Annotated in this window: 14 protein-coding genes and 1 pseudogene; 6 read left to right on the top strand and 9 right to left on the bottom strand. The window is 65.4% G+C overall.

The annotated features are described in order from the left end of the window. Positions 1-85: 85 nt before the first annotated feature. Positions 86-2,116: a M3 family metallopeptidase gene (locus tag ALII_RS0111420; protein ID WP_024587444.1), complete on the bottom strand. Its 2,031-nt coding sequence runs from the start codon at positions 2,114-2,116 to the stop codon at positions 86-88. Positions 2,117-2,241: 125 nt separating this feature from the next. On the opposite strand from ALII_RS0111420, the gene ALII_RS0111415 reads away from it, so the two are divergent. Continuing rightward, a complete protein-coding gene (locus ALII_RS0111415; RefSeq protein WP_024587443.1) occupies positions 2,242-2,709 on the top strand; it encodes a MarR family transcriptional regulator in 468 nt (155 codons plus the stop codon). Beyond that, positions 2,706-3,962 carry a multidrug effflux MFS transporter gene (locus ALII_RS0111410; protein WP_024587442.1) on the top strand — a complete coding sequence of 419 codons (1,257 nt, stop codon included), beginning with the start codon at positions 2,706-2,708 and terminating at the stop codon, positions 3,960-3,962. Before ALII_RS0111415 ends, ALII_RS0111410 begins: the two co-directional genes overlap by 4 nt. 6 nt (positions 3,963-3,968) lie before the next feature. Here ALII_RS0111410 and ALII_RS0111405 read toward each other — a convergent pair whose 3' ends face one another. The 5 genes and pseudogenes from ALII_RS0111405 to ALII_RS0111390 all read right to left on the bottom strand — a co-directional run bounded on the left by ALII_RS0111405 (position 3,969) and on the right by ALII_RS0111390 (position 7,799). Continuing rightward, positions 3,969-4,604 (bottom strand): carbonic anhydrase, encoded by a 636-nt coding sequence (locus ALII_RS0111405; protein ID WP_029660443.1) that lies wholly within the window; start codon positions 4,602-4,604, stop codon positions 3,969-3,971. A 227-nt stretch (positions 4,605-4,831) separates the two neighbouring features. Next, positions 4,832-5,575: a DUF429 domain-containing protein gene (locus ALII_RS23130; protein ID WP_244437425.1), complete on the bottom strand. Its 744-nt coding sequence runs from the start codon at positions 5,573-5,575 to the stop codon at positions 4,832-4,834. A 15-nt stretch (positions 5,576-5,590) separates the two neighbouring features. Continuing rightward, a pseudogene (gene pdxY, locus ALII_RS23125) lies at positions 5,591-6,427 on the bottom strand (pyridoxal kinase PdxY); the annotation flags it as partial. Beyond that, a complete protein-coding gene (locus ALII_RS0111395; RefSeq protein ID WP_024587440.1) occupies positions 6,424-6,639 on the bottom strand; it encodes a hypothetical protein in 216 nt (71 codons plus the stop codon). The gene ALII_RS0111395 and the pseudogene pdxY, both read right to left, overlap by 4 nt. Beyond that, positions 6,636-7,799, bottom strand: coding sequence for a M20 aminoacylase family protein (locus ALII_RS0111390; RefSeq protein WP_024587439.1), 1,164 nt, complete (start codon positions 7,797-7,799; stop codon positions 6,636-6,638). Before ALII_RS0111390 ends, ALII_RS0111395 begins: the two co-directional genes overlap by 4 nt. 118 nt (positions 7,800-7,917) lie before the next feature. On the opposite strand from ALII_RS0111390, the gene pncA reads away from it, so the two are divergent. Next, entirely contained in the window at positions 7,918-8,517 is a 600-nt protein-coding gene (gene pncA, locus ALII_RS0111385; protein ID WP_024587438.1) for a bifunctional nicotinamidase/pyrazinamidase, read from the top strand. Further along, positions 8,517-9,098, top strand: a complete 582-nt coding sequence (locus tag ALII_RS0111380) for a hypothetical protein (protein WP_024587437.1) — start codon at positions 8,517-8,519, stop codon at positions 9,096-9,098. Before pncA ends, ALII_RS0111380 begins: the two co-directional genes overlap by 1 nt. A 38-nt stretch (positions 9,099-9,136) precedes the next feature. Here ALII_RS0111380 and ppa read toward each other — a convergent pair whose 3' ends face one another. The 3 genes from ppa to ALII_RS0111365 all read right to left on the bottom strand — a co-directional run bounded on the left by ppa (position 9,137) and on the right by ALII_RS0111365 (position 11,820). Continuing rightward, the gene (gene ppa / locus ALII_RS0111375) at positions 9,137-9,673 is read right to left on the bottom strand and encodes an inorganic diphosphatase (RefSeq protein WP_024587436.1); all 537 of its coding nucleotides are present in this window, start codon (positions 9,671-9,673) and stop codon (positions 9,137-9,139) included. Positions 9,674-10,026: 353 nt separating this feature from the next. Next, entirely contained in the window at positions 10,027-10,533 is a 507-nt protein-coding gene (locus ALII_RS0111370; protein ID WP_024587435.1) for a GNAT family N-acetyltransferase, read from the bottom strand. Between the two features lie 96 nt (positions 10,534-10,629). Further along, positions 10,630-11,820 carry a VWA domain-containing protein gene (locus ALII_RS0111365; RefSeq protein WP_024587434.1) on the bottom strand — a complete coding sequence of 397 codons (1,191 nt, stop codon included), beginning with the start codon at positions 11,818-11,820 and terminating at the stop codon, positions 10,630-10,632. 81 nt (positions 11,821-11,901) lie between these two features. Here ALII_RS0111365 and ALII_RS0111360 point away from each other — a divergent pair, with 81 nt between their 5' ends. Further along, a complete protein-coding gene (locus ALII_RS0111360; protein WP_024587433.1) occupies positions 11,902-12,543 on the top strand; it encodes a thiamine diphosphokinase in 642 nt (213 codons plus the stop codon). A gap of 7 nt (positions 12,544-12,550) precedes the next feature. After that, complete coding sequence (locus ALII_RS0111355; RefSeq protein ID WP_024587432.1) at positions 12,551-14,356, top strand: ATP-binding cassette domain-containing protein; 1,806 nt, start codon at positions 12,551-12,553, stop codon at positions 14,354-14,356. Positions 14,357-14,424: the final 68 nt, after the last annotated feature.

The following is a 14,424-nucleotide window of genomic DNA, read 5'->3' as shown; positions in this document are numbered from 1 at the left end:
CCTCCCTCCCCCTTGTGGGGAGGGATAAAGGGTGGGGGTCTCGACAAAAAACTCCGAGCCCACGGCTCGCTTCACTGAATCCGCGTCACACCAGTCCGCGCTTCGCCATCATCGCTTCCGCCGTCGGCATCCTGCCGCGGAATGCGAGGTAAAGTTCCTCCGGGTCCTTCGACCCGCCGGCCGCATAGATGTGCGTCTTCAGCTTTTCGGCCATCGTCCCGTTGAACGCGTCGCCGGTCTCCTCGAAGGCCGCGAAGGCGTCGGCGTCGAGCACTTCGGACCACATGTAGGAATAGTAGCCGGCCGAATAGCCGTCGCCGGAGAAGACGTGCAGGAAGTGCGGCGTGCGGTGGCGCATGGCGATGGCGGGGGGCATGTCGAGCCGCTTCAGCCTTTCCGCCTCGAACGCCGACGGGTCGGCCGGTGCGTCGGCCTTGGCGTGATACGCCATGTCGACCAGGGCGGAGGCGGTGAATTCCACCGTCGCAAAACCCTGGCCGAAATTCTTCGCTGCCAGCATCTTTTCGAGAAGGTCCTGCGGCAGCGGCTCGCCGTTGCGGTAGTGCACCGCATGCGCCTTCAGGATTTCCGGTACGGTCAGCCAGTGCTCGTAAAGCTGCGAGGGCAGTTCGACGAAGTCACGCGAGACGGACGTGCCCGAAACCGACGGCCATGTGACTTCGGTCAGCATGCCGTGCAGCGCGTGGCCGAACTCATGGAAGAGCGTGCGCGCCTCGTCCATGGACAGCAGCGCCGGCTCGCCCTTCGGCGGCCTGGCGAAGTTCATGACGTTGTAGATGATCGGCGGTTGGCCGTCGCCGAGGTCGAAGCCCGACTGCAGGCTGCTCATCCACGCGCCCGAGCGCTTCGACGGCCGGTTGAAATAGTCGGCGAGGAAGGTCGCGCGGTGCGAGCCATCCGGGTTTTTCACCTCGAAGACCCGCACGTCCGGATGCCAGGCGGCGATGCCGGTCTTCTCCTCGAATGTCACGTCGAAAAGACGCGTCGCGACGTCGAAGGAAGCCTCGATGATACGGTCGAGCTGGAGATAGGGCTTCAGTTCCGCCTCGTCGAAGGCGTAGCGCTCGGCGCGCAGCTTTTCGGCATAGTGGCGCCAGTCCCAGGCGGCGAAGGGCTCGTTCGCGCCGGCCTCGCGCGCGAGGCGCTCCAACTCGCGCTGGTCGTCGGCCGCGCGGGCGCGGGCCTTTTCCCAGACCGGCTCAAGTAAACGGAGAACCGCTTCGGGCGTCTTCGCCATCGTGTCGTCGAGCTTCAGCGCGGCATAGCTTTCGTAGCCGAGCAGCTTCGCCTTTTCGGCGCGCAGGGCCAGCGTCTTGGTCACGAGGTCCGCATTCGATTTCTCGCCGCGCGAGGTGAAGCCTCGCCAGGCTTCCTCGCGCAGATCGCGGCGTGTCGAATAGGTGGTGAAGGGTTCGTAGATCGAGCGTGAGAGCGTCACCGCATAGCGCCCCTCCTGACCGCGCGAGGCGGCGGCTTCGGCCATCGCATCGCGCACGAAGTCAGGCAGCCCGTCGAGGTCGGCTTCGTCGATGAAGAGCACCCAGCCCGCCTCGTCGGCAAGCACGTTCTGGCCGAATGCGGCGCCGAGCGAGGCCAGTTCCTCGTTGATGGCGCCGAGCCGGGTCTTCGAAACCTCGTCCAGCTTCGCGCCGGATTTGACGAAGCGCTTCCAGGTCTTTTCGAGAACGCGCAGCGTCTCGGCGTCGAGGCCGAGCGTGTCGCGCCGGGCGTAAAGCGCGTCGATGCGGGCGAACAGCGCCGCGTTCATGTGGATCGCGGAGAAGTGCCGCGCCATCTTCGGCGAAATCTCGCGTTCCATCGCCTGGATCTGCGGGTTGGTGTCGGCGCCGGCCTTGCACCAGAAGATCGCCGAGACGCGGCCGAGCGCTTCGCCGGCGAGCTCCAGCGGCGCCAGCACGTTCTCCACCGAAGGCGTCGCGGGATTATTCGCAATCGCGTCGATCTCCGCCTGGTGCGCCGTCAGGGCCGCGTCGAAGACGGGCCCGAAATCGGCATCGGTAATCGTCTCGAAGGCGGGCAGGCCGAGCGGACCCGTCCAATGTGTGAGCGGGTGGCGGGCAAGATCGATGGTCATGAAAATCCTCGGGCGAATTGGCTTCAACGACATTTAGGCACCTCCTCCACCCGCCGCAACCGGCATCGCTTGACGCTGCGGCGCACAAATACTAAGTAGACCAGATAATAAGGTTTACTTAACATATGCCCAGACAGATCGACCCCGAATCCTTCGGTTTCCTGGTGACGGACCTCGCGCGCATGCTGCGCGCCGAGATGGACCGTCGCATCGCCGGTTCCGGCATGGAGCTGACGCCCGGCGAGGTGCGCCTCCTTGCGCAGGCCGCGCGCGCCGGCACGGTGCGCCAGTCCGTCCTCGCGGAGCGCATCGGCGTCGAGGCGATGACCGTCTCTTCCTATGTCGACCGGCTGGAAGCGCGCGGACTGATCGAGCGGCTGCCCGATCCGTCCGACCGGCGCGCCAAGCTGATCGCGCTGACCGACGCGGCGGATGCGGTGCTCGACCAGGTCAAGGTCTTCGCGGACGAAGCGCGCCGGCAGGCAGCGCAATCGGTCGATCCGGGGGAGTGGGCAGTGATGCTCAAGGTGCTGAAGACGGTGCGCTGCAACCTTTCGGATGCGCGTATCGAGGCGCGGAGCTCGGCAGCATGAACATGAAGCCCGCCCAACCCGTCGCGTCCCAACCGGTCATGAGCGAGTTACGCGTCTCGATCATCGGCGCGCTTCTCGTCGCCATCGGGCCGATCTCGATGGCGCTGTTCACGCCCGCCATGCCCGAGATCGTGCGTGCGTTCGGAACGACGGACGCGGCGGTGAAGATGACGCTGTCGCTCTATTTCGCCGGCTTTGCCTTCGCGCAACTCGTCTGCGGGCCGCTGTCGGACGGCTATGGCCGCAAGCCGATCACCATCGCCTTCATGGGCATCTACCTTGTCGCGACCGTCGCTGCGATCCTCGCGCCGACGATCGAATTGCTGATTGTCGCGCGTTTCGCGCAAGGGGTGGGAGCGGCGGCGGGTGTCGCCATCTCGCGCGCCATCGTGCGCGACCTCTTCACCAACGAGCGCTCGGCGCGGATCATGAACCTCATCGGCATGATCCTCGGCATCGGTCCGGCCTTTGCGCCCACCATCGGCGGCGTGGCGATGGAGCTGTTCGGCTGGCACTCCATCTTCGCCTTCATGCTGGCCTTCGGCGTCACCATCATTCTCGTCGTCAAGTTCGCGATGACGGAGACGGTCGTGCGCGATCCCTCGCGGGTCAAGCCGCGCGCCCTCGTGCGCTCCTACAGGTCGCTGTCGACCAGCGGCTACTTCATGTGGTCGAGCCTGGTGATGGGCGGCTCCGTCGGCGCGCTCTATACGCTCGCCACCATCCTGCCCTTCGTCCTGATGGATCGCGTCGGGCTGACGCCGACGCAGTTCGGCCTCGGCATGCTGATGCAGTCGGGCGCCTTCTTCATCGGCGCAGTCATCATGCGCCGCTTGATGGGGACGCGCAGTGCGTACCAGCTCGTCAAGCCGGGCCTGTGGTTCATCGGCGCCGGCAGCGTGCTTCTGGCTTTCGGCCTGCATCTCTTCGAGCCGAGCTTCCTGCTCGTCATGGGGCCGGTCGGGGTCTATGCGTTCGGCATCGCCTTCGTCATGCCGGCCATGTCGACGGCCTCGCTGGCGCCGTTCCCGCACATGGCAGGCGCGGCCGCCTCGATGAGCGGTTTCATCCAGATGGGTGGCGGGCTCGTGGGCGGCATGGTCGCGGCGCTCGTCGGCGATCCGGTGATCGGCATCTCGACCGTCATCCCAGCGATGGGCTTCTTCGCGATCCTGTCGTGGTTCCTGTGGAGCCGCTATCCGGAACCGGCGCTGGCGCGCACCGTGATCACTCCGGCGGCGCCGGCCGAGTAGCCCCGATCAGGGGCGCTCGAAATCGCCGGTCGCGGGGTCCATTGCCCAAAGCTCGCCGGAGGAAATGTCGAACCAGGCGCCATGCAGCGTCAGCCGGCCCTTCTTCTCCAGAATGTCGACGCAAGGAAACGTGCGCAGATTGGCGAGCGAGAAGCGGATCGAGATGCGCTCCATCGCAGTCTGGCGTTCGCTGGCAGTCATCACGTCGTTGCCGGCGACCATCTGGGCGGCAGGGGCGACGAGGCTCATCCAGCGGCCGATGAAATCTCCGGGCGACAGCGGTTCGCTCATCGGATTGAGCGCGGCCGAAATGCCGCCGCAGCGGCCATGGCCGAGCACGACGATGTTCTTGACCTTCAGGCTTTGCACCGCGAACTCCAGCGCCGCCGACGTCGCATGCAGCTTGTCGTCGGGCTCGTAGGGCGGCACGAGGTTGGCCACGTTGCGCATGACGAAGAGTTCGCCGGGGCTGGCGTTGAAGATCGTCTCGGGCGCGGCGCGGCTGTCGCAACACGCGATCACCAGCGTCTCGGGCTTCTGGCCTTCCTTGGCCAAAGTGCGATAGCGCTCGCTCTCGGTCGCATAACGACCGCTCATGAAATCGCGATAACCGGTGAGGAGATTGTCAGGCAGATGGCTCATGGGTTTGGCTTAGGCCGAAATTCCCGTGTCATCAACGGATAGAACACGGAAATTTCCGTATGGGTTAAAGAAGGACCCACTGATGGCCCCCTCCGGCCCTTCGGGCCACCTCCCCCGTGAACGGGGGAGGACCCGCGTCGCACCCAGTGACGGTGATGAATCCTCCCCTGCGAAGCGGGGGAGGGGGACCATGCGCAGCATGGTGGAGGGCGCGCAGTCGCGGCTCGCTATGTCCAGATTGCAATGGGAATTCCTCTGCTGTCCGTTCCCGGTCTTTCCGGGAAACATCTCGCCTGTCGTGTAGCGTAGCGCTCAGCGACGAGCAGCATCGCAAAGGCGTCGAGCAGGTCATCCGTCTTGGCGCCCTTCGGTGCTCGAGCATCCACTGCGTATGCTTCGACTCCATTCGCAACTAGAATTTGCCTTCTCGTTGTCCGTCCTTCCTCGGACTTCTTTGAAGCCTGTATCTCCCGTTCTCCGTTGAGCACAAAAAATGCTGCTTCGGGGTGAGATTCGATGACTCTCAGTTTGAGCTCGGGCTTGGCCTCGAGAATGACATCGATCTCCTGGATACGCGGCATCAATGCGAAGGAGAAAATCGACGGAGCCCAAGGTGGAGATGATGTTGCGCGTGCCACAGTTTTCACGCGCTCGTAAGCGCGACGATATTCCTCCGCTCCGGGGTAACTGCGCGGAGCCTCGTAAACGGCTCTTCGCGATGGTGTCGGAAATATGCTTGAAGCTTTCTGCCGCAGCATTCGTCGGAGCAGTTTCTCGGGCTCACGGCCAGCGCCCTCAATGAATTCTAGTAAGCCGATCGGCATGTCCACAGCGACAATTGCATCGTCAGGATAGGCTTCGACGAGTTCTATGAAGCTTCGAAAGACCCGAGGTTTTTCGACTCCAGCCTTGCCGCGTGCCACCGCGATCCAGCCGCCCTTGCAGCCATCGACGCCGACGCATACTGGCATGTCAGGCTCGTCGCCCAACGATCTAACGCTCACAGAGGACTTCGGCGCAGTCAGGCTCGCCGCATCCGTTTCCAGCATCAGTTCGTCCGCGCCGCGTTCTGCCGCCCGCGACAGGACGTCGAACACGGCGGCGGTGACGTGCCGTAGCGCTTCGCCTGCACCTTTGCCTTCCAAACGCTGCGCCAAAAGCATCGCCGCCGTCAGATCGCCGAGCCCGTTCGGCGGTTTCGCGACGAGGTCGTGGCTGGCGAGAAGCGCCATCTCCTCCTCGACCCAGAGATTACCGATGCGTCCTTCGCCCGCCGGCGCGGAGGTGACGAGCATGCCTTGGGGCGGCAGGCTACGCGCCGCCGCCGCGATTTCGTCCAGCGTTTCGTCGTTCCGTCGTCCCGACAGCCAGTCGAGTTCGGCCCGGTTCGGCGTCGCGATGTCGGCCAGCGGAAGGAGATAGTCGCGGATCGCCTCGGCGGTCGCCTGCGGTACATAAAGGCCGCCGCGGTCGCCGATCACCGGGTCGCAGACATAGAGCGCGTCGGGGCTGCGTGCCTTCACCGCCTCGATCAGTTGCGCGACTGGCGCGGCCTGTTCGGCGCTGCCGAGATAGCCGGTCAGGATGCCGCCCACCTCGCCCAGCCAAGGCGCGTCTTCGAGGTCGGCCAGCATCGCCGCGAAGGCGTCGGCGGGCGGGATGATCCGCGTCGCGGGACGGTGGCCGGGGTGCCAGGGCAGCGTGACCGTCGGCACCGCCCAGACCGGGAAGCCGAGCATTTCGAGCGCGAAGACCGCGGCGCGGTTGCCGACCGTGCCGCGCACGACATGGCTCGATATGACGAGGATCGCCGGCTTCGTCATAGGGTTCGGATGAAATCGATCAGCCACCAGACCAGAACCGCGGCGAGGACGACGCTCAAGACGCGGCCGATGCGCGTGCCCCAGATTTCGACCCAGTCGTCCGGGTCGGCGTCCGCACCGCTCATGTGGCGGCGGATGCGCGTCGCCATCGTCGCTTCGCTTTCCTGGCCGACGCGGCGGATGATGCGCTTTGATTCGTCGTCGTCCTTCATGCGGCCAGCTTCCGCTCGACCAGCCGGACCCAATAGGAAACGCCCGCCGGGATCGCCTCGTCCTCGAAATCATAGGCGGGGTGGTGGAGGTCGGCCGACTTGCCGTTGCCGATGAAGACAAGCGTGCCCGGCCGCAATTCCAGCATGCGCGAGAAATCCTCGCCAGCCATCACCGGCGCCACGTCGGCGTCCACCATCGCCTCGCCGACGACCTCGCGCGCGACCGCGGTCGAGAAGGCGGCTTCGTCGGGGTCGTTATGCGTCACCGCGATCGTCTGGTTGTAGTCGACCTCGACGCTCGCACCCGCGGCCTCGCCGATCTTGGTCGCGATGTGGACGATCCGGTCTTCGGTCTCCTTCGCCACATCCATCGAGAGCGCCCGCACGCTGCCCCACAGCTCGATGATCTCGGGAATGATGTTGTAAGCCGTGCCGGCATCGAACTTCGTCACCGTCACGACGGCGGAAGTCACCGGATCGGTGTTGCGCGAGACGATCGTCTGCAGCGCGGTGACGATCTGCGCGCCGGTGACGATCGGGTCGATCGTGGTGTGCGGGCGCGCCGCATGGCCGCCGCGCCCGGTCACGCGGATGGTGAACTTGGCCGAGGCGGCCATGATCGAGCCTGGACGAAGCGCGATGTGGCCGGTGGCGAGCCCTGGCATGTTGTGCATGCCGTAGACATGACCGATGCCGAAGCGGTCAAAGAGCCCGTCCTCGATCATCGCCTTGGCGCCGCCGCCGATTTCCTCGGCCGGCTGGAAGACGAGCACGACGGAGCCTTTGAAATTGCGCGTCTCGGCGAGGTACTTGGCAGCGCCCAGCAGCATCGCCGTGTGGCCGTCATGGCCGCAGGCGTGCATGGCGCCCTCGACCGTGGAGGCATGCGGCTGCGACGTCGCCTCGACGATCGGCAGCGCGTCCATGTCGGCGCGCAGCGCGATCGCCGGACCGTCGCCGAGGCGCCCGCGGATCACGCCGACGACACCCGTCTCGCCGAAGCCGCGATGGATTTCGTTGACGCCGAATTCCTCCAGCTTGCGCGCGACGAATTCCGCCGTCTGGTGAACTTCGAAGCCGATCTCGGGATGTTGGTGGATGTGCCTGCGCCAGCCGACGATTTCATCATGCAGTTCGCTCGCGCGGTTCAGGATCGGCATCATGGTCTCCAGTTCGCTTCTCGCAGACTAGCCAGCGGCTTGCGGCATGGGAACCGGAAATGTTGCCCTCTGCGCGGTCGCTGACTACGGTGCGGGCCGGCAACAGGGAGACGCGCGCATGGCCGAGGAAGCACTGATCGTCATCGACGTGCAGAACGATTTCTGCCCCGGCGGCGCGCTTGCCGTCGAGGATGGCGACGCGATCGTGCCGGTCGTCAACCGGATGATCCAGGCGGCGCCGCACGTGATTCTGACGCAGGACTGGCACCCCGCCGGCCATTCCAGCTTCGCCTCGCGGCACGCGGGCAAGGCGCCGTTCGAGACGGTCGAGATGGAGTACGGCCCGCAGACGCTCTGGCCGGACCATTGCGTGCAGGGCACGAAGGGAGCGGCGTTCCATCCCGACCTCGACTGGACGCGCGCCGAGTTGGTGGTCCGCAAGGGCTTCCGGCCGGCGATCGATTCTTACTCGGCCTTCTTCGAGAACGACCGCCCGACGCCGACCGGCCTTGGCGGCTACCTCAAGGAACGCGGCATCCGCAACCTGACGCTGGTCGGCCTCGCCACCGATTTCTGCGTCGCCTATTCGGCGCTCGATGCGGCGAGGCTCGGCTTTTCCGTCACGGTCGCGCTGGAGGCGTGCCGCGCCATCGACCTCGGCGGCTCGCTTGCAGCCATGAAGGCCGAAATGCAGAAGGCCGGAGTGGTGCTATTGTGATGCGTGGCTTTCTCATCGCCGCCGCGCTTGTGTGCGCAACGGCCGCCCATGCGGAAATCGTCTCGGAATATACCGAGTTCGACGCAGACAAGGGCTGCAGCGCGTATCGCACGGCCCCGGACGATGAGGGCGACTGGGCGGACCTCGCCTGTGCCGGCTATCGCGGCTATCCGGTGATCCTCACCTACACCGACTTGCGCTATGTCGCCTATTACGGCTTTCCGCCCGAAGGCGAACTTCCGCGCCAGTCGGGCTTTCACCCCTTCAACCATCCCGGAACGCGGATCGAATGGCGCATCGACCGGCAGGAGCGCAGCGAGACGCCCTTCGCCGCGATCCATCGCTGGTTCCTCAACATCGGCGACGCAGGCGCGCGCGACATCGAAATCCTGACCGTCAGCAAGGTCGCAACCATGGAAGACCGGTCGGCGTGTTTCGTCGGCTTCGTGATGGCGTCGGGAAATGCGCAGGCCAACGAGGAGGCCCGACGCATCGCGGACGAGACCGCGCGCGATTTCGACTGCGGGTCAGACGAGCGCGCCATCGCCGATCCCGGGCTACGTGGGCTGGTCAACCCGTAAAAAAGAGAGCGCCAGGGCGCTCTCTTTCAATTTCCGGTTCAGGCCTTCGTCTTCTTCGCCCGCTCGACCGCCTCGACGATCATGGCGCGCGCCGTCTCGGCGCCCTGCCAGCCGCCGATCTTCACCCACTTGCCGGGCTCCAGATCCTTGTAGTGCTCGAAGAAGTGTTCGATTTGCTTCAGCGTGATTTCGGGAAGGTCGGTGTAGTCGTGGACGTTCTCGTAGCGGCGCGTGACGTGCGGGGTCGGCACGGCGATGATCTTCTCGTCCTTGCCGCCGTCGTCTTCCATGATCAGGACGCCGATCGGGCGCACATTGATGACGCAGCCCGGCACGAGTTCGCGCGTGTTGCAGATCAGGACGTCGATCGGGTCGCCATCCTCCGAGAGGGTGTGCGGGACGAAGCCGTAATTGCCGGGATAGCGCATCGGCGTATAGAGGAACCGGTCGACCACGAGCACCCCGGCTTCCTTGTCCATCTCGTACTTGATCGGCTGGCCGCCGGCCGGCACTTCGATGAGGACGTTGACGTCGTGGGGCGGATTGTCGCCGATGGAAATGGCGTCGAGGCGCATGCGCTGATCCTGTCTTCGCAAGGTTCTGAAAATGTGCGCAAGCGGTTAGCGCGTCTCATGCTGCAATGCAAGGAAGCGCCGGGTCACGTCGCGTCTCAGGGGTGACATGGGGGGCGGCTGGTCGGCGGCCTCGGCGGCTTTGGGATGGTCGCAGGGTTCTGCCCGTCGTCAACGTCGAGGCATGGATTCCTGTGACGAGCACAGGAATGACGGTGGCATGGATGGCGTCGATGTTTGACCGACGCTGACGATTGGCCTCAACCCCTGATGCCGTCATTCCTGTGCTCGTCACAGGAATCCAGGCCTCGCCCTCGCGCCTGACTCACCCTTCGGGATCTTGCCGCGCCAACGCCTCAATTCCAGACGTAGGCGACCTTCTTCAGCGCCTTCTGGTCGAAGATCTCGACGCCTTCGGCGACGTCGCGGCCGCCGGCGCCCTCGTAGAAGGCGCGGGCGCCGTCATTGTCTTCCAGCGCCCAGACGACGAGGCCGGAAAGGCCATGTGCCTTCAGCCGGTCGCGGGCGGCCTTGAAGAGGCGGGTGCCGAGGCCGATGCCCTGATATTCGGGCAGGAGGTAGAGTTCGTAGATTTCGCCGTCCTGCGGCAGGTCGCGGGCGCGGTTGCGGCCGAGCGTGGCGTAGCCGACGACATTGCCGTCGATCTCGACGACGAGGACGCTCGCGGCGCGGCGGATCGCCTTTTCCCACCACTGCGTGCCGCGGCGCGACAGCATCGAGTTCAGCGCGCCGTGCGGGATCAGGCCGGCATAGGCACCCACCCAGGCGTCGTGATGCACGCCGGCGATCGCATCCGCGTCGTGCGGGTCGGCCTTGCGAATGTCGATCGAGAGCGTCTTCATGATTTGTTAATCATAACTGGCGAAGGCGCTTGACGGCAAGCGGGAAGGTGGCGCCCGGCCAAACTTCGCGCAAGCCTCGGCGATGTCGGTGATGCCTCAGCGGCTGCGCGAAAGCTCGCGCGTCGCCTTTTCCAGGCCGTTCAGCGTCAGGGGGAACATGCGCTCGGAAAAGATCTCGCGGATCATCTGGATCGAGTGCGTATACCCCCAGTGCTTTTCGCGCACGGGGTTGAGCCAGACGGCCTTCGGCCAGTGCTGGAGCACGCGCTGAAGCCAGACGATGCCGGCCTCCGCGTTCCAGTGTTCCACCGCGCCGCCGGGATAGGCGATCTCGTAGGGGCTCATCGAGGCGTCGCCGACGAAGATCGCCTTGTAGTCGGCGCCGTATTTGTGCAGCAAATCGTAGGTCGGGATGACCTCCGAGTGGCGGCGGGTATTGTCCTTCCAGACGCCCTCGTAGACGCAATTGTGGAAGTAGAAATATTCGAGCTGACGGAATTCGGCCCGCGCGGCCGAAAACAGTTCCTCGACGATGCGGATGTGGTCGTCCATCGAGCCGCCGACGTCGAAGAACATCAGCAGCTTCACCGCATTGCGCCGTTCGGGCCGCGTCTGGACGTCGAGATAGCCGTGCTCGGCGGTCGACTTGATCGTGCCGCCAAGGTCGAATTCCTCGTCCGCGCCCTCGCGCACCCAGCGGCGCAGGCGCTTCAGCGCGACCTTGATGTTGCGCGTGCCGAGTTCGACCGAATCGTCGAAGTTCCTGAATTCGCGCTTGTCCCAGACCTTTACTGCGCGGCGGTGGCGGCTCCCCTCCTGGCCGATCCGCACGCCTTCCGGGTTGTAGCCATAGGCACCGAAGGGCGAGGTGCCGGCGGTGCCGATCCATTTCGACCCGCCCTGATGGCGGCCCTTCTGCTCCTCCAGCCGCTTCTTCAGCGTCTCCATCAGCTTTTCGAAGCCGCCAAGGCTCTCGACGAGCTTCTTTTCCTCGTCGGTCAGGTGTTTCTCGGCCAGCCGCCGCAGCCATTCCTCGGGAATGTTGGCGACGTCGACGGCACTCTCGCCCGACACCGCCTCGACGCCCTTGAAGACCTGACCGAAGACCTGGTCGAACCGGTCGATGTGGCGTTCGTCCTTCACCATCGCCGCGCGCGCCAAGTAGTAAAAGCCTTCGACGTCATAGTCGACGAGATGGGCGTCCATGCCTTCGAGCAGTGACAGATATTCCCGCAACGAAACGGGAATGCGCGCGGCCTTCAATTCGAGGAAGAACGGAATGAACATGGCGCGCAAACTAGAGCGGTTGTCGCGCGTATGGAAGCCGTCTGTTTCCTTCCCCATTCAGCCTTGCTAAGGGGGCGCACGATGATCGCGTCCCATTTCACCATCCTTCTCGGCGGCGATGCCGAGCCGACCCCGCGCCTCGCCCGCCAGGTTGCCGGCAGCCGCGTGATCGCGGCGGATTCAGGGATGCGCCACGCCGGGCCGCTTGGCCTCGTGCCCGAACTCTGGACCGGCGACTTCGATTCCGTCGACGCGGCGCTCGATGCCGCCCACCCGGACATCCCGCGCGAGATCTTCCCGCCCGCCAAGGATCTGACCGATGGCGAGATCGCCGTCGAGGCGGCGCTGGCACGGGGCGCGACCGCCTTGACGCTGGTCGGCGCCTTCGGCGGCCCGCGCGCCGACCATGCCTTCCTGCACTTGGCGCTCGGCGTGCGACTGGCCGAGCGCGGGCTTTCCATCCTGCTGACCAACGGCACGCAGGAAGGCGTTCCACTGCTTGAAGGCGCATCGCGGCTCGACTATCTGCCGGGCACCGTGTTCTCGGTCGTCGCGATGACCGACCTTGCCGGCCTGACGCTCGAAGGCGTGCGCTGGCCGCTCGACAAGCGGCACGTTCCCTTCGGCTCGTCGCTGACACTCTCCAACGAGGTCACCGGCGATCTGACCGTTCACCTGATCTCCGGCCGCGCGATCCTCATCGCCCATCCGTCCGGCCAATAGGAATTCCATGGCGCCCCCGCTTCTCAATCTCGACGGCATCAAGCTCACCTTCGGCGGCACGCCGCTGCTCGACGGCGCGGCGCTCTCCGCGCAGGCCGGCGACCGCATCGCGCTGGTCGGCCGCAACGGTTCGGGCAAGTCGACGCTGCTGAAGATCGCCGCCGGCCTCGTCGAGGCGCAGGACGGCGAGATTTTCCGCCAGCCCTCGGCCACGATCCGCTATCTGCGCCAGACGCCGGACATGGAGGGTTTTGCCACCGTCCTCGCTTATGTCGAGGCGGGCCTCGGGCCGAGCGACGACCCGCACCGCGCGACCTATCTCATCGAGAGCCTCGGCCTCGACGGTTCGGCGGCGCCGGAGAACCTGTCGGGCGGCGAGGCGCGCCGTGCTGCGCTTGCCCGCGTTCTCGCGCCGCAGCCCGACATCCTGCTTCTCGACGAGCCGACCAACCATCTCGACCTCGCCACCATCGAATGGCTCGAAGGCGAACTCGTCCGGTCCACCTCCGCCATCGTCGTCATCTCGCACGACCGACGCTTTCTCGAACGCGTCTCCAAGGCGACCGTCTGGCTCGACCGCGGCCAGACGCGCCGCCTCGACAAGGGTTTTGCCCATTTCGAGGAATGGCGCGACCAGGTTCTGGAGGAAGAAGAGCGGGACCAGCACAAGCTTGGCCGCCAGATCGTGCGCGAGGAGCATTGGCTGCGCTACGGCGTCACCGCGCGACGCAAGCGCAACATGCGCAGGCTCGGCGAACTCCACTCGATGCGCCAGAAATTCCGCACGCATCAGGGCGCCGAAGGCAAGGCGACGCTGCAGGCAAGCGACGCCAACGAATCCGGCAAGCTGGTCATCGAGGCGAAGGGCATCGCCAAGAGCTTTGGCGAGCGCCAGATCGTCCGCGATTTTTCCACCCGCATCCAGCGCGGCGACCGGATCGGTCTCGTCGGCCCCAACGGCGCGGGCAAGACGACGCTCCTGAAAATGCTGACCGGCGAACTTGCCCCCGATGCCGGCTCAGTCCGGCTCGGCGTCAACCTCGAAATCGCAACGCTCGACCAGAAGCGCGATCTTGACCTCGACGAGACGCTTTCGCACTACCTGACCGACGGGCGCGGCGACAGCCTCGTCGTCAATGGCGAGCAGCGCCACGTCGTCTCCTACATGAAGGATTTCCTGTTCAAGCCGGAACAGGCGCGCACCCCGATCCGCGAACTGTCCGGCGGCGAGCGCGCGCGCCTCGTGCTGGCGCGGCTTCTCGCGCGCCCGGCCAATCTGCTGGTGCTCGACGAGCCGACCAACGACCTCGACATGGAAACGCTCGATCTGCTGCAGGAACTGGTCGCGGGCTTTCCCGGCACGGTCATCCTCGTCAGCCACGATCGCGACTTCCTCGACCGGACCGTGACGAGCACCGTCGCGCCCGACGAGGACGGACGGTGGATCGAATATGCCGGCGGCTATGCCGACATGCTGACCCAGCGCGGCACGAAGGCATTCACGCAAAAGCCGGCGAAGTCAGAGCCGCGCGAGAAGCCCGCTGCGCCCCGGCCGGCCGGCAACGCCAACTCATCGAAAAAACTCTCCTTCAAGCAGAAATTCGCGTTGGAGAAGCTGCCGGGCGAGATGGAGGCGACCTCCGCGAAGATGGCGACGCTCGAAACGAAGATGGCCGACCCGCAATTCTACGTCCGCGATCCGGCCGGGTTCGCGAAGTCGGCGTCCACGCTCGATGGATTGCGCGCCGACCTTGCGCGGATGGAGGAGGAGTGGCTGGAGCTGGAGATGCTGCGCGAGGCGATCGAAGGGTAGGAAGCGGCGACCAGCGTTTCCGCGCTTCAATACCCCCACCCTTTATCCCTCCCCACAAGGGGGAGGGA

Source organism: Aliihoeflea sp. 2WW (genome assembly GCF_000497755.1).
Classification (GTDB): Bacteria; Pseudomonadota; Alphaproteobacteria; order Rhizobiales; family Rhizobiaceae; genus Aliihoeflea.
Note: the sequence above shows the minus strand (reverse complement) of the source record. Positions and strands in the feature narration are given on the sequence as shown.